This is a genomic window from Ktedonobacter sp. SOSP1-52, assembly GCF_016587395.1.
Map to the genome: position 1 here is coordinate 2,128,977 of NZ_BNJH01000002.1, position 20,614 is coordinate 2,149,590.

Here is a 20,614-nt window from a genome sequence, read left to right on the forward strand (position 1 = left end):
GAGAACAGAAGAGAGCCATGAGTGGAAAAACTATCTCTCTCGAACAGGGAAATATGCAGTTGTTCATCATACGATCTCTCTCAATGAGAGCGTGCATAGCCAGATACCACAAAAGAGGCTGAAGTAATGTAGTTTCGCTTCAGCCTCTTCCTCTTTGCTTTCCAGAACCTGGTTACAGGGTGACCGCTATGCCCTTTTTCTCCAACAAGCCATGGATGTCACTCAGTATGTCCTCTCACTCTATTAAGTTAGAGAGGCAAAAAGAAGAAGCCCTACAACTTACATCTTCCTCATTTCGCTCTAGAGGCCGATGAAATCTAAACCGTTTCTCCAAACTTATCAGTGCGGATGAGCCCATCAAAAGTGCGGATAAGCCCTATTTTCCAAAATTGAATACCCCTATTATTGAGTTAGAGAGCAAACGAGAGAAGCGCTTCCAACCTCAGCATTCTCGGTCGTCTCTAGAAGCTAGAAGAATGCGTGTGTTTTTTGTCAACATGCGTAGGTGCTCCATGTGACATCAGTGAAATAGAAGAGGACATCAGGCATACCTGCACATTCTCCATGGCTGTTTTCCCTGGAAGAGAGGAACCCCCACAGAGCGAATGTCTATGGGGTCCGTGAGGGCTATAGATAGGGTTGGACTTATCGTGGGTTGCACATTCCATTATAATACTATCGTGAACATAAATACGTGTATTCATGAAGAGAGAGCGTTTATAAGAGCATGAAAGGAGAATATCTTATATAACGCGCGCAAGGTTGTAGCGGTAGAGAAAGAGATTCAGACACGTCTCATGCATCACCAGAGATTTTGAGAAAGATAAGGTCTTGCGAACGAAGCGGCCTCAGACACGTCCGACAGAGATATTTCTGCTTCCCATTGGGAGACCAACCGTTACGCACAAGCGCGTCACTCCCACAATGGAGACAATGAACGATGATGGTTACCATGTAGCCTTTGACTCCTTGCATTCATGATGCTTTTACTCTACCGCATCATTCCCTTGTTAGCCACGACCCCCAATTGAAATCGTATTTCGGCTGGGTTCCTTCTCAAAAAAGATCAGGAACCGCTTGCTCACCTGGCACCAGGAGCTACACCACCAGAACCTCAACTCTATGATGCATCTCTTCATCGAATGCATCGCATGGGGCAATACCAATCATCGCGCATCAGGGGAAAAGCCGCACAAGGAGATTCAGTTCACCTCGGATTAACTCGTCAGAGAGAAAATCGGGCCAAGGTCATGGCCGATGATTTCAGGGGGAAGCGAAAGCCTTTGTACGTGGGAGCGATTATGTTTGTTTTCATAAGGCTATCTCGCACCGTGTTCCGCTTCGTTACCAAGTTGACAATACCACTTTATGACTTCATGACTTCATGTCATCTATTGTATTTATTTATAAAATAGCGTATTATATAAAGATAAACATAGATATCCTTCATCCCTTACACTCCTCGTAAGAAAGAGGCTCTAAACCCTTTTCATCATAGGAACACGATTCTGAGATAACCTTCTTCACTCTCTTGCCGTTGTACCCTCTTTCATTTCTCGTATATACGATGTCATCTATAACCGTGGCTCCATAGGAATGAAACGCCTAGAGAGTTCTGTGATTCACAGTAACTCATGAGAGGAAAAGTGAGTAAATGCAACAAGTCAAGACTTATACGTCGAATTTTTTTAAGGGCGAGGCGCGAGATCAATTTAGCAAGGATTTAAAGAAAATGGCAAAAGCTGGTTGGCATGTCCATACTGTCACTGATAAAGGGATGGGAACAGGCCAAGATCATACTGGCTGCTTGCGAGTGTTGTACGAGAGGGATTCTAACCATGGGGAGCATGTGGATTAAAAACAGGCGCAGCCATACAACACAGCACAACGATCAATTACCAGTTCCGGCCCTCACAGACCTCGCGATCAGGATGTTGCGTCGACTCATTCTCCTCGGCACAGATCTTGGCACGCAACATCTGGCGATCCGCCAATGTGACCTTGACCCGCTTGTATGTTCACCACAGAACGAGAGGAGTGGATACACCACGAGATGGTGTGAGAAGAGAGCAGGGAGCGGTGAATCTAGCTTGACCCATGAGGCGTCGACCTCGAACGAAAGATGGCGATCCCACTCCTGTTCAACTCGCCAGATCGGACGGTAAACTCTTGCCTCTCGTTCGCACGAGATGAGCTTGCATACAAGGGTGATCCTCATGTGAGTTAGCCTCTCTTCTCGTGGGTTCATTGGAACATGCAACGGGAGGGATATATGCCTCCTTCCTCACCACTCCCCAGAGCATACGCGGGAATTGACGTCGCCAAACGCAAGTTTGATGTCGTGCTTTTGCTGGAGGACCAACACATCCATCGTCTCGCGGGCCAATACTGCAGAAGGATTTATGGCAAAGACGAGCGGCCAGCGGCCTGGCTTTCCATCTCTGAGGAGATCCTGCGTTTACGCTCGTTCCTCGCCTTTCATGATGACTTGATGCGCACTACCGTGCAAGAGCGAAAACCCTCTCAGAAATTCCAAAAATCCATGTCTGCTCCGATTTTCGATGGCCAAGAATAGCCCAATCATCCGGGTTTCTGTTCCAACCAGAGGCAGACTCCGACTTCTGAAGCTTTTTTGCTGTGGTCTACGTACCACTCTTAACGCGAAGAATAGTTCTCAGCATTTGCAACTCCATCTGATGGTGAGAAAGAAAGCATTTAGGTCTATCTGTCCCTCAACACACGCTACCAGGATGTTACGCATGTAACAAGAGACATCTCACTTGAGATATCTCCGTGTAAATGCGTCGTGGTTTACTGGAGTGAAACCCTCTCTACCTATTGACTTCGTGTTCTCCTACTCAACACATCTTTTCTCTTCCATAGTCCATTGAGCGTCATTCCCCCAAGGGATAGGGAAGAAAACGGCATGTCTCCTGTCTTCCTCTTAGCTGTTTTGCAACACTACCAGAAAGAGAACGTTTATGACACAAATACATCTTACGACCCCCGTGGATCCAGCCAGGGAGACGAAGACAACCCGCTTCCTGTCCCGCGAGGTGACGGCTCGCTACCTGTGGGCAATAACCCGGCTGTGCCTGGGCTGGACCTTCCTGTGGCCGTTTCTAGACAAGATGTTCGGACTCGGCCACGAGACGACCGCCGCCCACGCATGGATCAACGGAGGTTCACCAAGCAATGGCTTCCTCAGTGGCGCGGTTGGCCCCTTTGCGAGCATCTACCACTCCATTGCGGGTGCTGGCTGGGTGAACTGGATGTTTATGATCGGCCTCCTTGGGATCGCTTTGGCACTGCTGCTGGGCATTGGGATGCGGATCGCTGCCGTCGCCGGAGCGGTCCTACTCGTCCTGATGTGGAGCGCGTCGTTGCCGCCCCAGGACAACATCTTCATGGACAATCACATCGTCTACGCGCTCGTCCTCCTCGGGCTCGCCGTCGTCGGCGCAGGTAACACCTTTGGGCTGGGTCGTTGGTGGACCCAGACCAGCCTCGTCCGCCGCTTCCCCTGGCTCACCTGAGATGGAGTGTGTGCCTTTAAAGGCTTGCCGGATATTCGAGACTGGGTATGGACTGATGAGGCAAGACAGCGCGTTCGAAGGGTTGATATAAAACGCCCAGTGAGCTTCTTTTCTCACTGGGCGAAAAGAGAGAGGAGAACTGCTGCAAAGCATTCTCTTGTTGAGGTGACAGTATGAGTGATACCATCACGCAAATGCGACTTTCCATGCGCTTAGACGCTTATCTCAGGGAGTATACAGACAAGCACGTCAGAAGCGATGCTCTTTACAAAGCGGAGTGGGGTACCGTATGGCACATAGCTGACGTCGCTCGTACGCAGCATACGCTTACTCCAGAACTTGTTGATGCTGTTCGGACAGTGTTGAAGAAGCTTGCTTGAGGCTGCAGGAAAAAAGTCTGGGTTTTCGCTCCTCATTATCTTATCAGGAAGCTCTCAACACTGGCAATCAGGTGCGAGAATTCTCATGAAAGGACGGGACAATGAGTATTGTGACCACACAGTTACTGGCAGAAATTGCTCTCTTTTCTACGATGGATGAGGAGGAACGTGGCGAACTGCGTGCACTGATGACTGAACGGCTGTTTCGGCCAGGCCAGGTAGTGATGAAGGCAGGAGAGACGGAAGAAGCCTTTCATGTTATCGAGCAAGGCGAGGTAGAACTCTGGCTCATAGACTCCGAAGGGAAAAAAGTGGTGCTCGATGTCCTTGGCTCAGGGAAATTCTTCGGCGAATTGTCGATGCTTTCAGGGGAGACGCGCTCTGCCAGCGCCACCTCAAAGCAGGCCGTCACCACATTGGAACTCAGTCGTGCAGACTTCTTCGCGTTCTTGCGTCGCAGGCCAGAGGCAGCACGCGATGTCCTGATGGTGTTGGGTGATCGCCTTAAACACACCGATGATATTCTCAGCACACGCGTGAGCCGCAATCCTGATGACGCCCGTGATGAGCATCTCACTGTTGGCCAGCACGTGGCCGATATCATTGCAGCATTCAGTGGATCCCTTCCTTTCCTACTAATCAATTTTATTGTTTTTGTGATCTGGATTAACGAAAACTGACCATCACCCAGATCTGTGGAGACCCTGACTGTCCAAAAATCTGAGTGAACCCACACAAGAGCCAGCCTTCCTTGCCCAAGCAGGGAGGCTGGAAGCGTGGAAGGAATGCTCAGAACCCCCGCTGCTTTCGCACGGGAGTCTTCAGGGCACCGACGCTAAGCCGCAGAGTCATCCTCAATGGTGGCACGTCTTGATTTCCATTTTTGCGCTTCCACCGATTTTTTGAGATCTCCTTTTCCACGGTCACCTTCCGGTAAAGGTGCCTGCTCAGGAAACTTTTTGCTGAGTAGGGCTCCATTGAGATTTGCTTCTCGCAGGTCCACTTTGTCAAGGTCGGCCTCGCGAAGGTCTACCCCAGACATATTCGCCTTTCTCTGTTTCCACATCGGCGGGGTTGTGAGAGGAAGTACATTCAGGCTTTCTTACTCTTGATCATAGCTTTTCGTCGACCAATGGATCGGTACGCAGTGAATGAGGATGTTGTCCAGAAAATGGTGAGGGTAGCTTTTACCCCGGTTGGAGGACCAACCAGACCTGGATACGTCATCGAGCGAGGAACGCCCTCGTTCGTTTTAGTAATGTCTTAGAGACGTTGCGTGCTTACGGGAGATCCACGAGGTACTGATCCTTCTGTCTAGGCATGAAGTTCGTAGACTCTCAAGTATCATCAGTTGTTGCCTTTCTAGAAGAAAGGGATCGCTGCCTTCTTCGGACAAAACGGGAAAATGCATGCGTGTCCTGCTGAGAGGGTCAACTGTCTCACTTGCCCTGCTGCACAATTTGGAGTTGATATCGTCTGTTCTCAATCCAGAGATCACGTAAGAAAATTGGAATGAAGAATGATCCCTTCGCTCTTTCGTTTACCGCTCATAGGTCGCCGTGAGCCATATATGCCCGAAGATATCCCGTCCCGCTACTGTACAAGAGACCAGTCGCCAGCCTCGTTCTGTGTGACGTTTCAAGTCATGTTTATACTTCTGATACGATGAACGAAACAGGCCGGGCCTATAACTCTTTACTTCTTGCTGTGATATGGCAGGTTGTGACATTGCTTTTTCCTTCTCACCCGTTAACAAACCTGATCTTTTCTTCTGAACTCTACCGTTTTCGTTGAACAGACATCGTTTCCCTCCTCCAGACTTTCCACTTCATAGTGGAATGAACCGGCTGCAAGGTTTTACTCCAAGGTCTCGCATACGGCCATCTATAACACTGTCTCTGGATACTCATCCGGTTGTGCGTTTCTCATTGCCTTGACTGGCACGTGTGTTTCTTGAATGATGGTCATAGGTGTTGCCTTTCTTGTGAAAAACAAGAGGAGCGCTTCTTCTGCTGAGAGTATGTCAACCGGGAGCAGACTCATGAAACGGCGCCATCGGAGAAAGAGTGTCGTTTTCTTCGGTGGATTCGTTGGCGCCGATCCTGTGTCTCCCTGAACCAGAGAAGAGCTATCAGGAGTACGAAAAGGAGCAAGGGTAGAAGGAAGGTTTCCATAATCATGCAGTCCTGTATTTCTCTCCTCCAGATGCATCTGCCTGAGGTAAGAGAGGAGGCACAAACGCGAGAGAGCGAACATGACCATTGGAGCAATCACGTTTACCGAATGGAGAGAGGAGGGCTCAGAGCATTGGTGGGTACGAGGAACATAGTGTGAGCGGCTTGACTCATGGGAAATTCTATGGGCTACCTTTAGTATACACTATTCCAGAAAAAATACAATATATATTAATAGCAGAGAAAATACTCAATGAAAATATCTATTTATTAGTCCAAGTTTTAATTGCAAATACTAAAAAAATAGTATATAATAAGAATATCTCATCGCTAATTTCATGAGATATGTCTCGCGTATAAGATCCTCTTCACACTCACTACCACCTTCTTCATTCATAATCTGGCATTTTTTCTTTCTATCATACACCCTTCACAGAGAAGCACGCTAGAGAAGGAGGCCAACATGCAACTCCTCATCCTTGTCATCTTTTTGGGGTCCTTTGGGTATATGACCATTCGATATCACCTGGAAAGGCAAGCACAAAAAGATGAGGTTCTCCCATAAGAGAAGTGACTGTTTATTTCCTCCGATGACGCTGATGCACAACACGCATATGAATACATGAATTAGAAGTAGTTAAGTCAGAACTTATATACAGGAATACCGAGTTTCCTGCACGAAGAGCAATGTGAGAAGGAATAAAGTATGATGGGTACTCAGGTATACGGTACAGAACAACAGGAATATACTGCCGGATTCCACATGGCAGAAAAGTATGTCTTCAAGTCTGAGCGAGGACTAAGTAAGAAGGTTGTTGAGCAAATTTCCGAAATGAAGGGCGAGCCTGATTGGATGCGCCAATTCCGCCTCAAGAGCCTGGCCCTCTTCGAGAAGCGTCCAATGCCAACCTGGGGCGCTGATTTATCGGGAATCGATTTCGAGAACATTTACTACTATATCAAGCCAGTTGCCCAACAGGGAAAGACCTGGGATGACATTCCAGCAGAAATTAAGGAGACCTTTGATCGACTAGGTATCCCACAAGCTGAGCAAAAGTTCCTGGCAGGTGTCACGGCACAATATGAGAGTGAAGCCGTGTATCACAAGATGCGGGCCGACCTTGAAAAGCTCGGTGTGATTTTCACTGATATGGATACGGCTCTACGCGAGTATCCCGACATTGTCAAAGAGCATTTCGGCACCGTTATTCCGCCGTCCGATAACAAATTTGCCTCACTTAACAGCGCGGTGTGGAGTGGCGGCAGCTTTGTGTATGTGCCAGAGGGTGTGCGAGTGGAAATTCCTTTGCAAGCCTACTTTCGTATCAATGCTCAGAACATGGGCCAGTTCGAGCGCACATTGATTATCGCGGCCCCCGGCTCCTATGTTCACTATGTGGAGGGATGTACCGCTCCTACCTATGCGAGCGATAGTCTGCATAGCGCCGTCGTAGAGATTAAAGTGATGGAAGGTGCGCGTGTTCGCTACACAACCATCCAAAACTGGTCGAAAAACGTCTATAATCTCGTGACAAAGCGCGCGGTGGCATACCGAGACGCGACGATGGAATGGGTCGATGGCAACCTCGGCTCGAAGGTAACTATGAAGTATCCCGCGGTCCTGTTGATGGAGCCGGGTGCTCGTGGTGATATTCTCTCAGTGGCATTCGCTAGTAATGGGATGCACCTGGATGCGGGAGCGAAGGTCACGCATCTTGCTCCGCACACGACGTCGCAGATTCTCTCGAAGTCGGTCTCGAAAGGGAATGGTCGAGCTTCTTATCGTGGCCTGGTTCGCGTTAACCCGGGCGCGCACCACACCAAGTCCAGTGTGCGCTGTGACGCGCTCTTGCTTGATGAGCACGCCCGCACCGATACCTATCCGACGATTCGCGTTGAAGAGAACCAGACCGAAATTGGTCATGAGGCAACCGTCTCGAAGGTCGGTGATGATCAACTCTTCTACCTGATGAGCCGTGGCCTCCATGAGGCAGAGGCCTATTCGTTGATCGTCAATGGCTTCATCGAGCCGATCATGAAGGAACTTCCGATGGAGTACGCGGTTGAATTGAACCGCCTGATCCAGTTGGAGATGTCGGGAAGCGTCGGCTAAACGGCAGTAACGAGCAGGGATCACTACTGGCGTTATTCTTGCTCGTTTTCATAACCACATGAACAGAAAGACGATAACAACATCTTCCTCCTGGTAGATTGGCATACAAAACAACGACAGCGCACGTTCTAATGCGTCGCTATGACATGGTTTCTTCCTGCACCCCTCTCATTACCGGTACCGTATGCTCCCCTTCAACCTGGTCAGTGACCTGTTGCTTCACCTGTACAAATTGTTCAGGGCGATGCTGGCGCCAGCTAGACCAGAGTGCGACAATCATTACCTGAAGGACGCCCACGACAGGTGAGGCAAAGAGCGCGCCCCAGATACCAAAGAGTTCAGCTCCCGCAATCAGGGCCGCAATAGAAATCACTGGATGCAATCCAATCGCTTTCCCGACGATGCGCGGCCCTACGACATCACCTTCAATAATGTGAACAACTACGAAGTAGATCAACACACCTAACGCGATCAACCATCCTTGTGTCAACGCAATCAGGATGCAGATAGCACCCGATACCAACGTCCCTAGAACGGGAATAAACTCCAGTACAAATGCAAGCACGCCCAGCAATACAGCATAGGGAACATGAAAGGCGAACATTCCGCCGCCCACCAGGACACCTATTAAGGTTGAGAGAAGCAGTTGACCTCGAATATAGCCCCCCACAATATGCTGTACCGCATCAAGCACGAAATTGGCCTGCGTAAGCCTTGGCGCATTTTGACGAATCCAATTTGATGCCCGCGATCCGTCGAGAAGCAGATAGACACTCAGGACCGCAATCACGATGACATCTAAAAGCACATCGAATACACCAGTGACAAAGGGCAGTGCGCTTCCGGCAGTTCCTTCAAGTCGACTGGTTATCTGAGTGCGAAACGATGCAATTTGGTCTGGAGTGAGACCAAACGAACGCAATGCCTGCTCAAAAGGAGAGAGCCGCGTTGCACTCGTAGGTGTGAGCAACGTGTGAATAGTCGAGGCTAGAGAGCTGACCTGGGCTATCGCAGTCGATACAATAAGGTAGATCAGGAAACTTAGAGCACCCAGTACAACCAGGTACATAAACAGGATCGCCAGAAAACGCGGCATAAAGCGTTGCAATACTTTAACTCCAGGAGCAAGAGCATAGGCAAGCAATGCTGCAATCGCTAACAAGAGGAGAGTACGAATAATGTGGCTTGCTCCCCACAGGATAATGGCCACGACGGCAGTCCAGGCTAGAATAGCAATCGGGATATCTCGTCGTCGCGCCCATGTTGTTGCGGTTTCCTCGACACGAGGCATAGCGCGGGTGAAGAAGGACATAAGAACTCCTCAGGCAAAAAACCTTTTTCAAGGAAGGCGGATCAAAGCACGGTTGTTTCTTGATCGTGAAATGGAAGATGACATGCTTTGTTTCTCAGTGATGTGCATTGCCTACGTAAACGGTGATTAAGGGGTTATCAGGAATCCTGAGCATGGCAATTGAGCATTTTCTCAAGGAATTCTTCACCATGCCAGGAAGAGGAACAATTGTTGGTGGATATCTTTGGGGCAAATACTTGCTAATTCATACCCAAGAAGAACTGTTTGCTCACCTCGGGCATGGCCATCAAGGTGGAAACATTTTTCCGTATTATGCTTGACACGCCTTGATGAAAGTAAAAGTTACATTTTCTCGACCTATGAAAAAGATACACTTTGAACAGGAGAATACATAGTCGCTTGCTGTAAAACCTTCACTAAATAACGCACAAGAGGCTAAAATGACTTTTTTACTTTAGCCTCTTGTGCGTTATTTTTATGGAAGAGGATTGGCCTGACTCGATGTCCACGTTCATAGCGAATCAGGCCCGCAGTCTACGATATGGCTCTCCCACGTTCAAGCCACTCTCACATTGGGTCAATGCCAGTACAGCCACGCTACTTGCGGGATGACCCCTGTTTTCTATCTCTTCATACGTCCTGTCGTGAAGATAGCGCAAGATCAAGATGGTGCCGATATCTGCTCGGCAGTTGTACCAATTGCTCGCGTACTATGGTCTCGTCTACCTGCCCGGTGTTCATCCCCTCAAGCCTCTGGTCCATCTGCTTTTTCGCGTGCCGCACGTTCCCCCGCGTGCGTCTTTCCCGTTGCTGAAACACAAGATGTGAGGGCGATGCGATACAGCCAGGTCGAAAAGCGCACTTCGCCACGGAACGATGGCAACCCCCGCCACGCCGCCAGGAACGTCTCCTGAGTACGCTCACTGGCAGCGTCGTCGTCCAGGAGTATCTGTACGCTCAAAGTGAAGACGCAATGCTGGTACCTTTGCACTTCTCGTGCATCTATACACATTTGTCAAAAAAAAGGATAAATTCCAGCCTGTTGCACATGGAGATCGGTGGCATTGACCAGGCACGCATCAGCAGGCACCAGGCCTCCTGCCGCTAGGCGAACGATATCCCCTGGCGCCACTACGCGACGTGGCAGTTCAAGCCATGCACCATCGCGTCGCACGCTTGTCGTGGGGGCAACATTCGCACGCAGTTTCTCAACGGAGTTCTGAGACCGTGAGGTCTGAACAAAGTTGAGCATGTTGCTGAGCAGGACGATGACAACGATGATGCTGGCGTCAACGGGATCACCCAGTATTGCCGAGACGATGCTCGCAAACAGCAAGAGGATAATCAGCTTAACCCGCCAGAGGAAGGGTTAAGCTGATAACAGGCGGCAAGAGGTGTTGCGCCCAGCTTTTTTTTGGTAAACACTTTCTGGTGCTGCTCCACACGGGTAAAAAGCGTGGAATCTGGACCAACACTTTCTGAGGCCCCAAGCAGCAAGAAGCCATGTGGTTTGATGGCGTAATGCAGGGTTTGCAAGGCCTTCTCTTGTGCAGGAGGCATCAAATACATGAGGACGTCGCGGCAACTGATCAGGTCTACCCGCAAAAATGGCGGATCGTGCGTCGCGTCGTGTCGTGCAAAAACACACTGTTCACGGATGGCTTCGTTGACCTGGTAGCGCCCTCTACTCCTATCGAGAGGAAGAAGGTCTCTCGCTGGTAGATGCCCGCCCTGGCCTGCTTGAGAGCCCTCGCATCCAGATCAGTCGCAAAGATTTGGAAAGGGATTGGAAAGCAAGCATCTCCTAGTGGAAAAACCTTATTCGTGGGCGGTCATTGGAGGATGAGACGAAGTGAGTGCTGCTGGAAGCTCCATTTCGGCCTTTCTTCGTAGATATACATGAATACGGTGCGCGGCTTCTTCTCCCTGCATAAAGGCCTCATATAACGATTTCATATTTGCCATGACATCACCTGCTGCGAAGACTCCTGGAAGAGGAGTCGTCAGTACGTCGATGAGTCGAAGTTCCTCAGCAGAGGGACGTGAAACGACCATGCTCGGAGGGAGGAATGACAGATCTGGCACCTCTTCAATCGCAATGATGACTGTTTCGGCGGGATAACGACGACCGTACCCAGGAACAAAAGCAAGACGACGCCCTTTTTCTTCGTAGACCCATCGTGTCTGTCGACAATGCAGTCCGCAGATGTTCATGTCCTCGGTTCCAATGAGGCTGATTGGCATGGTAAAAGGATGAAGATACAGTTCCTTCTTCAGTAAGGTCACTCGATTCCAAGCTTGTAAGGGAAGCTCAGACAATGGCCCTGGATAGAAGATATGGACAGCACGTGCTCCTGCCTGTAAGACCACAGCGGCAACCTCAAAAGCGGCTCGGCTTCCACCCAGGATAGCGATGCTCCCCTGGAAAAATCTTTTTTTGACTGCGCAAGAGTTACGTAGAATATCGAGTGCGGAGAACACGCCTTGAAGTTCTTTCTCACCAGGAATGCCGCCACCTAAACCATGTTGAGCCCCAACAGCTAGCAATGTCGCATCAAAGTCTTGCAGTATCTGTTCAAACGTCACCTCTCGCCCGATTTTCGTATGCAAACGAACCTCTATACCGGGTCGAAGGAGCATCTCTATCAGTTGTTTTCCTGCTTGTGGAGATACACCGAAGGAGGGCGTCATCATCGCTAGCACCCCTCCTACCGTCGGGTTTGCCTCAAAGATCGTCACATGGCAGTAGCCGTATTGAAAAAGAATATTTGCGGCAGCGAGTCCAACGGGGCCAGAGCCAATGATGGCAATGCGCTCTTCATACACGCTACCTTGCCCTCTGAGGCGAGGAATCAACAACATATGCTCATGAGATACATCCTTTGTATCAGAGGAGAGAGACTGCTTCTTTGTCTCCATGTAACGAGCCATTGCCATTTCCTTTCCAGGGGAGCATACTCTTCATCATTCAGTTTGTTCGTCGCTCGCCTTCTTTCCTACACAACAATATATTCTGTAAGAGACGGTGTAATTGACGAGGATACGCTGGCGACAGTACATATGTTATTCCCTCCTATCTAGTATAGAGTATGGTGTTTCTTCCACTACTCACAAGTGGGATCTAGTACTAGCTTGCACTGCGAAATGGAAATGGCCTGTGGAGCGGTTTTACAGGATCAGTTTGCCTCTCAAACAGGCTGATTCTCCCGCAAATCATCTCGATCTCAGGGATGGGAATCCGCTGGAGCGGCCTGTGGAGCGGGTGCCATTTTGCACCAGAAACTAGCACTAGTATCACAGCACTTTAACGCTGTTTCATAGAATAAATTTTGGGTTTTAAGAGCCTCGAACTCACGAGAGGTTGTATAGTTTCAGCATGTGTCTCATGCATCTGCTGTGAGCAGGTGTATGAACGTGTGAAATCGTGTCAAGAGTATCAGGAGGGAATGCGATGGATCTTCAAGACAGCTTGCGTGTGTGCCTGCATGCTCTACAGAGCAGGTATCCTGCAAATCTGGTGGAAGTCAATAAAGCGGTGCTCGGTGAGAGAAGTTTCCGACTCCGCTATCGTTCAACGGAAGACGTCATGGCATGGCTCCAACAAACAGAGCCTGCTCTGTTAGAAGAGCAGGCTCATCTGGTCATCGAGGCGCAGCAATGTGTGATTTATCTGCCAAGTCGCTCTGAGCAGATACCGGCATTCTGGCTGCGCCATCGAGGAAAAATGCCCGACCGAGAAGAGCAAAATATTCTCCAAGGCTGAGTGATCGATGACATTCCCGATTACGAATAAAACGTAGTGAATAAGGGACCTTTTGAATACGTTCACTCTCCTGAAGGACAACCATTCTACGCATGGCACTTTTCGTGTTGCTGCAGTCACAGATCAGCTGCGAGAACACAACAGCCCCTACAGGCTGTTGTGTTCTCACAGGGAACGGAACCAGAATCTATTCCATGTAACGCACTAGCCCCGACCTGCTCGTAGGAAGTGAGGTAGACTTTATCCAAATATTTCAGATAAACTGCTTGCACTAAGAAGCAAAAGCGAGCGTCTTCACGAGGTGATCGAAAAGCGCCTGTGGAATTTGAACGGTGTCGCATTCTCTGGGCGACACCGAAAAAAGGTGGAGGGCCAGAGATGCTGGCGAACGAATGCAAGCGTATCGGAAAAGGTGGGCAGGGCTTTGGAGTACCCTCTCGGTGTGGGGCGATAGGCTACGGCCTGTACCACTTGGTTAAAGCGGTCTGTCACCTGTCCTAATGGCCATTAAGCTCGTCTTGATGGTTCATGTATCCTCCTCTGATCCACGGGCTAGCGTGAGGAGAGATGCAAGCCCCGCATTTATGCGTGAGGTTTGGTGACATGATACCTACTTCGTCTCATCCTCTAGTGATCGTCCACGAATAAGATTTTTCCACTGCGATTCAGCCTTCTCTTCTTCCTCCGAAGGCTTTGGCATTTCATCCTTCTGCGATCTCAATGGACGTGCCGTCATCGGGCCTTCTTGATGTTGTGGAAAACGCTCATGTCTCGCATCCTGGTCCCCGAATGCTGTACGCTCCATTGATGCGTTCCTCCCTCCTAATGTATCACGCACTGGATCTAATTCATGCTTGATCCCTTTCTGTATGTCTTCCCTCTCATGTCGTTCTCGCATTTCTTGCTGATCTAGCACCCTTTGTCTTTGTAGTATCTCGTCTTGCGCTCTAACTGCCTCCTGCATCTGTCCCTTTCGCCGCTCCATCCCTACTCGCCTGCTCTCTTTCTCTCGCGTCTCCTCCTCTCGCTCAGACGCTACCACTATCTCTCTCTCGTGCAGATGCTCTGGAGACATCATCGGATCACTCTTCATTGACGCCCGTTGCCTCTCTGTCGTCTTTCCCCTTGTGAAGGCGCTCTCTTGATGAAACAGGTAGTGCGACACCATTGGGTCTGCTGTTCCCCGGGGCGCCTCCTCTACCATTCTCGTGAAGTTCTGCATCTCCTTTTCCAGCACAGTTTGAAAATGACTATCTATTCCCAGCCATTCTGCAATTTTCCCTACAATGCCCATCGGAGGGATATGGCTAATGAAGGCATCTACTGATGTCTGCTCGGCTCCTAAAGGAGTAAACTTGACTGTCCCCCTATTCTGCAAACCCTTTGTCGATCTCCAGCCCACCTGCCGCTCAGGAATCCAGTTCTCATTCACTGCGTCCCACTCTTGTTTTCCTGCTACCTGTACAACCCAATGACTACGCTCGGAGTCATAGTATGTCACCTCCCGAACACAATGCATATACTTTGGAAAATCATGAAAATGCGTGAAGAACGCATAGACATTCTTCACCGATGCAGGTACAAGCACCGTTACATGATGCTCACCCATCATTCCCTCCCTCTCACTTTACCAACACGACAATTAGCTATCTAAAAGGAGCAGGCCCTGGTCCTTTCTGGCATCATATGCATACTCTACTACAGAGCGCATCTCTTCATACATCCAGTCTCTCAACACATTGAGGGATGCAACTCAAATCCCCTTCTCTTTCGTACAGAGTGTGCATTTTAATCTGGAGTATGTTGGGATTGCTATCCGTTGATCAATCGATGAAGAAAGGGCTTGTAGAGGGCACCTCTACAACAATCGCTGCAATAAGTTTAGTTTTAGTGTGCCAAAGATATAATATTATGTTTTTAGTAGTTTGTCTATGTTGTTAACTTTTTATGTGCTTGTTATTGTTGAATCTATTGGTATTTTTGTTGTTTCTACATTTCCAATTATCCACCTTAAGAAACGTGGCAAAATCGCTCGTTCACTGTGACGATATTACTTAATAGTTGAATCTTTCTATAAAAAAGGATATTGAGTTACCTGTTACGATGCAGCGTGCCATGGCCAAGCAGGCGGAGGCAGAGCGCGAGAAGCGCACGAAGGTGATTCATGCTCAGGGAGAATTACAGGCCTCGACCCAGTTGGCTCAAGCCGCCGAAATTCTTGGCTCACAGCCTGCTGCGCTACAACTGCGCTACCTGCAAACGCTGACAAAGGTCGCGGTGGAGAAGAATTCGACGATTATCTTCCCGCTACCAATCGACCTGATTGAACCAATGTTAAAGATGACGCGCCAGAAGGCGGACAGGGCAGTACGTGAGCCACCCAACGATGTTCCTCTGAAGGAGTTCTCTCTCCCGCGTTAAACACGAGCAGAAAAGAGGAGAACCTGATAAGAGTATCAGGTTCTCCTCTTTTTCCCCTTCTATGGTCACTTATGATCCCAATTACCAGCTCTGCCTACCTTCGCGAAACCGTATTAATACCGCTCTAAATGCCGTCTCAAACGTGGATTTCCCGCGCAATTTTGACAGCATCGTTGACAGCATAACTGGCGAATTATCGCGAATTCAGGCGGGTAATTCGGACGTACCTGAATGGCTTTGCTAGCTCAATACTATCCTGCAAGCAGGTATGCTACAATACAAACTGGTTATCACCTACATCCCAAAAGCGGTCTCTGACCGACAGGAGGCATTCCGTGAAAATTGTCATCCTTGGCTGTGGACGCGTTGGCGCGACATTAGCCACGCAGCTTGACAAAGCAGGACACCATGTCGTAGTTATCGACAACAATAGCGACTCATTTCATCGTCTCAACAGCGACTTTCATGGCGAGACTATCATAGGAAGTGGTGTAGATGAAGATGTATTGCGCCGAGCTGGCCTGGCTGAGGCTGATGCCTTTGCAGCTGTTACCAACGGCGACAATCGCAACATCATGGCTAGCCAGATAGCCAAAGAGATTTTCCACGTACGTAAAGTGGTATGCCGTATTTATGATCCCATTCGCCAGAGCACGTACAACGAACTGGGTATAGAGGCCATCTGCCCAACCATTGTTGGCGCAGATCTGATGTTCCACGCGCTCATGAATACCAAGTAAGCTCGTTTTCCAGGTATACCAACCGTCATAGGGCGAAATGCCTGTGGCATAAACAGAAGAAAAAGATAGAGGCAGAAGGACTATGTATATCATTGTTGGAGGTGGTGGCGATGTTGGCTACTACCTGACCCGAAACCTACTTAGCAGAGGGCACGAGGTGCTGCTCCTTGAGAAATCGTCGAACCGGGTGCAAACCCTTAGCGAGGAGTTAGGGCAATCCGTCATAAAAGGTGACGCCTGCGAGGCACGCATAATGGAGGAGGCCGGGGCCCAACGCGCGGATGTCGTCATCGCCGTCACTGGTGAGGATGAAGACAATCTGGTCATCTGTCAGATGGCGAAGAAACGCTTCAATGTCACCCGCACCATCGCCCGCCTCAACAACCCCAAGCACGAGGAGCTATTCCAGAAGTTGGGCATCGATGTCACTATCAGCCCGACCAAGGCCATTCTCTCACTTATCGAGAGCGAGCTTCCGGGGCCACACTTCATTCCGCTGATGACACTAAAGAAAGCAGGACTGGAGATCGTGGCGCTTAACGTTCCCCCGCTCTCGCCAGTTTCCGGAAAAAAGCTCAGCCAGGTACATCTGCCACGCAAAAGCACACTAGCCCTGATCATGCGCGGGAATGAGCCCCTCTTCCCCACCGCAGACACTGAGCTGCAAGAAAATGATGAAGTCTATGCCCTGCTCAGCAGCGAGGGCGAAGAAGAGCTACGCAAGATCTTTGGCAATTCGTAATCGCCCGGCTCTGGTCCTCTTTGGTCCTCTAAAAGGGGCCTTTCTGGATAGAAGCGTGATGGACCCTGGCTGCCTGCGGCAGCCAGGGTCCATCACGCTTCTATCCAGGCGGGCGCCGCAAGCGCCAAGAGTCAAACCTAGAATGTGTAAATGGGGTTAACGAGAGGAGGGCGGCGTCGTCTCTGGCCCTCTCTCAGCTATCTTCTTCTTCTTCTCCTCCTCCTGCTCAACCTCGTAGAGCAATTCCGAGTAGGAGATCTCACCGGAAGGCGACTCAGAGGTGACCTCTGGTCTTTCTCCACTACCACCGGGAGAACGCGTCTGCTGGGCAGGCCGTTTGTGTAACAACTGCCCATTTGGGCGACGTATCGTCCAGGGGGCACGTTTGCGAGCCAGAATCTGGTCCGCACTCTCGCCTCTGGCCGAGCGGTAGATGCTCGCCACTACCACCCAGAGCGCCGCAACGACAGGCGTTGCCAGCAAGGCACCAAAGACCCCAAAGAGCTGGGCACCAACCAACAGCGAGAGAATAGCCGCCACTGGATGCAGGCCCACTGCGTGACCCACAATACGCGGCCCCAGGATATTACTCTCAATGACCTGGAGCACAATAAAGCACCCGGCAACAATTAATGTACGCGGGAAAGGATCTGGCAGCAGCAACGAGAGTAGCAGTGGCATAATCGAGGCCAGGGCAGGCCCCACCATAGGAATGGTTTCAAAGAGAAAGGCCAGCACACCACAGATCAAGGCATACTTTCCCAGCGGAGGATTGACGGCACAAATGACGCCAACCAGGATCCCAACGATAAGGGCCAGCGTTAACTGTCCACGAATATAGTTGCCCACGACCCGCGAGAGTGCATCTTCAAAGAGCAACACATTAGGCAGAAAACGCTTAGGTGAGAGACTCACCAGGCTATCGCGAATGCGTTTCCCGTCGACCGTGAGATAGAAGCTCAAGACCACAATCAGAAAGATATTGATAAGTGCATTCACAAGCACAGTCACAAAACTCAGCGCGTTATTTGTCAGCGTAAACGCAAACTCGTTCGCCTTACTCTGTATGCTTGTGATGGTATCGTCAATATTTTTCTGCGGAATCTTGATATCATGGAGGTAATTAATGAAATTCTTATAATTCTCAGGTAGCGCGTTGGCATAATTCTTAATGGTATCTGAAAATGCCAACGATTGCACAATCAAATTAGCTGCGAGGAGATAGGTCAGGTAACCCAAAGCTCCAAGTACAACTACATAGACAAGCAGCGTCGCGACCGCTCGTGGAACATGATACTTCACCAGGAAATTTACCAGCGGCGTTAATAAGAAGGCTACTGCCATTGAAAGTAAAAGAATAATAATCGCATCGACAAACTGGCCTAAGAGTGCCCAGGTCGTGCTAAAAATAAGGCCAACGCAGATAATACAGATGAGAATATCACGTGTGCGTTGCCAGTTAATTTGACCCATAGCCTTTTGTCCCCTCTAGTGCATATACATTCTCTATTAGTACGCAGGCACGCAGGTATATTGTGACATGTTTCCTACCAGGCAACAAGAGTTTGCCTATTAAATGCAGAAACAAGCAAAAGTAGCTTCTGTTTTCAGATTACCATGTTCTGGAGACGCAGAAAAGGGGGAAGGGAGGCTTTTTTTGTCTCCAGAATGAACAAATAGCCATTCTTTACCGATAAAGGCTAGGGAAAGAGTTCTATATGATTAGACGAAGCGGCATGTATGGCTTAGAATACAGGAGTGTTGTGTAAAATAAAAATAGGAACCATAACAGCACAGCTTGAAACTTTTGGCGCTTCCGTTTCGTCATACCCTTGAAGCAGTCCAGGAGAACCATCCCAAAGCCACAAGGGGATGCGAAGACCTAAAGCACAAAGTTTCAGCCATGTTCAGCTCGCTCATATATATCGGTTATCACAATAACAAGAGTTCGCTGCTGTTTTTCCCACAAAACAGCCTGGAGAAGGGGACGGATTAGTGGACGCAACAACCGCCATCACATCGATGAACGACACGACGCATATGTTGATGACCTGGACGCTTGTTGGGCTACTCTTAGCCTGGATGATCGTTTTTGCCTGCCTGGCTCTTCGTAGAGGTGCAAAGCAGGTCGAACATGCGCCCATGCCTTCAACGACTATAACTCCCACACCAGTCTCCGTTGCACCAAAGAAGTTGCATGTTATAGCGGTCCAACCCGTGACCCCCAGGCCTGCCTACCAGGCCAGGGAGCAGAAAATAGCGCACACACAAGCGGTGCTTTTTGAGCATACGAGTGCTGTACGCTAAGCGTCCAGGGTTCTCTATCAAGAACAATCGAGAAAAACTGTACAAGGCAGGCTATGGCAGCCTGCCTTTACTTTTACTGGCTATTTGGCTTGTAGGTTTTCATTGGGCCTTTGAGGGCGGAAAGCATCATTCTCGTTAATAAAAATAATCTGCGTATCCTGAATATGGACAATCATATCGGGCTTGCCATCGCCATTCTCGTCCACAAAAGACAATGTGGCAGGGGTAAGATCCTGGTTAGGGCCAATTAAATCAGGGCCAATATAAATCTTTGCCTTCGAACAATCGCCCGCAGGACACTCAATAATCTCTATCTTACGGTTTATATTTAAGGCCATGAAATGACTGGGTTGTGCGCTTGAGTCATTATTATGTCCAACGACATAATCTATCTGAGACGTACGAGGACGTCCATAATGCCAATCATCCTGCGTCACCTGCCACCAGTTGGATAAAAACGTTAAGGCAAACCACCCCAGAACCATAACAACCAGAAGAAGACCAATATATACAAGCAAATGGGGATGATGCCCTGATAGATGCTTTCCTCGGAGAAGAGGACCTTTCCCTGGTCCCAATACATCCTCTGTATCAACCACGTGCCGACGCCCAGTCGATACCGCAGGCGTACGTCCCTGGGTCACTGCCGTCCGGCGCGGAGGAACCTTGCCAGTTGACGCAAGGCGCACGCTCTGGCTTGAGGTCTGTACATCTGCGGGGGCACGACCAGTCTCCGACTTGACATCGCTATGATAACGGCGCACGCTCTTAGGCATACGACCGGGCAATTCATCATCATACTCATCATCAAAAAAATCGCGGCTTGCTACCTGATGCTCACGAGCATGCTGGGAACCTTTCGCTGACATGCGTCCACCACGCGCTGTGTAACTCTGCTCCACATTGGTACCGTCCTCTCCTAATGCTAGCGAAACGAACTTTTGTTCCAAAGCCTTATGGTCCACATAGTACACTAGAACAAAGGTACTTGTCAACTGACTTTCCTGCCCTTTTTTGCCACTTTCGCTATTTTTATGTTTTTTTTAATGACTTCGCGTCGGCAACGCTTCAGAGAGGGTCCATAGGAAATAGGGTGGTGGCAATGCCGCATGCATTGCCACCACCC

At 49.5% G+C, this 20,614-nt stretch carries 19 protein-coding genes and 3 pseudogenes; 11 read left to right on the forward strand and 11 right to left on the reverse strand.

Translation table 11 applies throughout. The annotated features are described in order from the left end of the window. Positions 1-743: 743 nt before the first annotated feature. Positions 744-848 (reverse strand): annotated as a pseudogene (locus JMJ16_RS57245) (IS1 family transposase); the annotation flags it as partial. A gap of 16 nt (positions 849-864) precedes the next feature. Beyond that, positions 865-975: pseudogene (locus JMJ16_RS57250) on the reverse strand (IS1 family transposase); the annotation flags it as partial. Positions 976-1,654: 679 nt separating this feature from the next. Between JMJ16_RS57250 and JMJ16_RS24610 the strand changes: the two are divergent. From JMJ16_RS24610 to JMJ16_RS24625, 4 genes are all read left to right on the forward strand, one after another. After that, positions 1,655-1,858: a hypothetical protein gene (locus JMJ16_RS24610; protein WP_201385779.1), complete on the forward strand. Its 204-nt coding sequence runs from the start codon at positions 1,655-1,657 to the stop codon at positions 1,856-1,858. A gap of 414 nt (positions 1,859-2,272) precedes the next feature. Further along, a complete protein-coding gene (locus tag JMJ16_RS24615) occupies positions 2,273-2,575 on the forward strand; it encodes a hypothetical protein (RefSeq protein ID WP_201385781.1) in 303 nt (100 codons plus the stop codon). A gap of 406 nt (positions 2,576-2,981) precedes the next feature. Then, positions 2,982-3,536: a DoxX family membrane protein gene (locus JMJ16_RS24620; RefSeq protein WP_201385783.1), complete on the forward strand. Its 555-nt coding sequence runs from the start codon at positions 2,982-2,984 to the stop codon at positions 3,534-3,536. Positions 3,537-4,017: 481 nt separating this feature from the next. Next, entirely contained in the window at positions 4,018-4,596 is a 579-nt protein-coding gene (locus JMJ16_RS24625; protein ID WP_201385785.1) for a Crp/Fnr family transcriptional regulator, read from the forward strand. A 155-nt stretch (positions 4,597-4,751) separates the two neighbouring features. Here the strand turns inward: JMJ16_RS24625 and JMJ16_RS24630 are convergent, their stop codons facing one another. Then, positions 4,752-4,958: a pentapeptide repeat-containing protein gene (locus tag JMJ16_RS24630; protein WP_201385787.1), complete on the reverse strand. Its 207-nt coding sequence runs from the start codon at positions 4,956-4,958 to the stop codon at positions 4,752-4,754. A gap of 1,838 nt (positions 4,959-6,796) precedes the next feature. Between JMJ16_RS24630 and sufB the strand changes: the two genes are divergently transcribed. Further along, entirely contained in the window at positions 6,797-8,203 is a 1,407-nt protein-coding gene (gene sufB / locus JMJ16_RS24640; RefSeq protein ID WP_305068174.1) for a Fe-S cluster assembly protein SufB, read from the forward strand. A gap of 139 nt (positions 8,204-8,342) precedes the next feature. Here sufB and JMJ16_RS24645 read toward each other — a convergent pair whose 3' ends face one another. Further along, positions 8,343-9,515, reverse strand: a complete 1,173-nt coding sequence (locus tag JMJ16_RS24645; protein WP_236601671.1) for an AI-2E family transporter — start codon at positions 9,513-9,515, stop codon at positions 8,343-8,345. A 152-nt stretch (positions 9,516-9,667) separates the two neighbouring features. Here JMJ16_RS24645 and JMJ16_RS24650 point away from each other — a divergent pair, with 152 nt between their 5' ends. Beyond that, positions 9,668-9,835, forward strand: coding sequence for a hypothetical protein (locus tag JMJ16_RS24650; protein WP_201385789.1), 168 nt, complete (start codon positions 9,668-9,670; stop codon positions 9,833-9,835). A 425-nt stretch (positions 9,836-10,260) separates the two neighbouring features. Here JMJ16_RS24650 and JMJ16_RS24655 read toward each other — a convergent pair whose 3' ends face one another. The 4 genes from JMJ16_RS24655 to JMJ16_RS24675 all read right to left on the reverse strand — a co-directional run bounded on the left by JMJ16_RS24655 (position 10,261) and on the right by JMJ16_RS24675 (position 12,446). After that, the gene (locus JMJ16_RS24655; RefSeq protein WP_255553234.1) at positions 10,261-10,527 is read right to left on the reverse strand and encodes a sigma factor; all 267 of its coding nucleotides are present in this window, start codon (positions 10,525-10,527) and stop codon (positions 10,261-10,263) included. A gap of 3 nt (positions 10,528-10,530) precedes the next feature. Beyond that, entirely contained in the window at positions 10,531-10,851 is a 321-nt protein-coding gene (locus JMJ16_RS24660) for a hypothetical protein (protein WP_201385791.1), read from the reverse strand. A gap of 8 nt (positions 10,852-10,859) precedes the next feature. Continuing rightward, positions 10,860-11,174: a CheR family methyltransferase gene (locus JMJ16_RS24665; protein ID WP_201386184.1), complete on the reverse strand. Its 315-nt coding sequence runs from the start codon at positions 11,172-11,174 to the stop codon at positions 10,860-10,862. Positions 11,175-11,333: 159 nt separating this feature from the next. After that, a complete protein-coding gene (locus JMJ16_RS24675) occupies positions 11,334-12,446 on the reverse strand; it encodes an FAD-dependent oxidoreductase (protein WP_201385792.1) in 1,113 nt (370 codons plus the stop codon). A 520-nt stretch (positions 12,447-12,966) separates the two neighbouring features. Here JMJ16_RS24675 and JMJ16_RS24680 point away from each other — a divergent pair. After that, positions 12,967-13,278: a hypothetical protein gene (locus tag JMJ16_RS24680; protein WP_201385794.1), complete on the forward strand. Its 312-nt coding sequence runs from the start codon at positions 12,967-12,969 to the stop codon at positions 13,276-13,278. A gap of 610 nt (positions 13,279-13,888) precedes the next feature. Here the strand turns inward: JMJ16_RS24680 and JMJ16_RS24685 are convergent. After that, complete coding sequence (locus tag JMJ16_RS24685; protein WP_201385796.1) at positions 13,889-14,890, reverse strand: SRPBCC family protein; 1,002 nt, start codon at positions 14,888-14,890, stop codon at positions 13,889-13,891. A 467-nt stretch (positions 14,891-15,357) separates the two neighbouring features. Here JMJ16_RS24685 and JMJ16_RS24690 point away from each other — a divergent pair. The 3 genes and pseudogenes from JMJ16_RS24690 to JMJ16_RS24700 all read left to right on the forward strand — a co-directional run. After that, positions 15,358-15,699 (forward strand): annotated as a pseudogene (locus JMJ16_RS24690) (slipin family protein); the annotation flags it as partial. Positions 15,700-16,034: 335 nt separating this feature from the next. Beyond that, positions 16,035-16,439, forward strand: coding sequence for a TrkA family potassium uptake protein (locus JMJ16_RS24695; RefSeq protein ID WP_201369568.1), 405 nt, complete (start codon positions 16,035-16,037; stop codon positions 16,437-16,439). A gap of 82 nt (positions 16,440-16,521) precedes the next feature. Further along, on the forward strand, positions 16,522-17,181 hold the full coding sequence (locus JMJ16_RS24700) for a TrkA family potassium uptake protein (protein ID WP_201369569.1): 660 nt from the start codon (positions 16,522-16,524) through the stop codon (positions 17,179-17,181). A gap of 156 nt (positions 17,182-17,337) precedes the next feature. On the opposite strand, the gene JMJ16_RS24705 is transcribed toward JMJ16_RS24700, so the two are convergent. After that, positions 17,338-18,654, reverse strand: a complete 1,317-nt coding sequence (locus JMJ16_RS24705) for an AI-2E family transporter (protein ID WP_201385798.1) — start codon at positions 18,652-18,654, stop codon at positions 17,338-17,340. 522 nt (positions 18,655-19,176) lie between these two features. Between JMJ16_RS24705 and JMJ16_RS24710 the strand changes: the two genes are divergently transcribed. Next, complete coding sequence (locus tag JMJ16_RS24710) at positions 19,177-19,488, forward strand: hypothetical protein (protein WP_201369571.1); 312 nt, start codon at positions 19,177-19,179, stop codon at positions 19,486-19,488. Positions 19,489-19,568: 80 nt separating this feature from the next. On the opposite strand, the gene JMJ16_RS24715 is transcribed toward JMJ16_RS24710, so the two are convergent. Continuing rightward, positions 19,569-20,390: a hypothetical protein gene (locus JMJ16_RS24715; RefSeq protein ID WP_201385799.1), complete on the reverse strand. Its 822-nt coding sequence runs from the start codon at positions 20,388-20,390 to the stop codon at positions 19,569-19,571. Positions 20,391-20,614 lie beyond the last annotated feature (224 nt).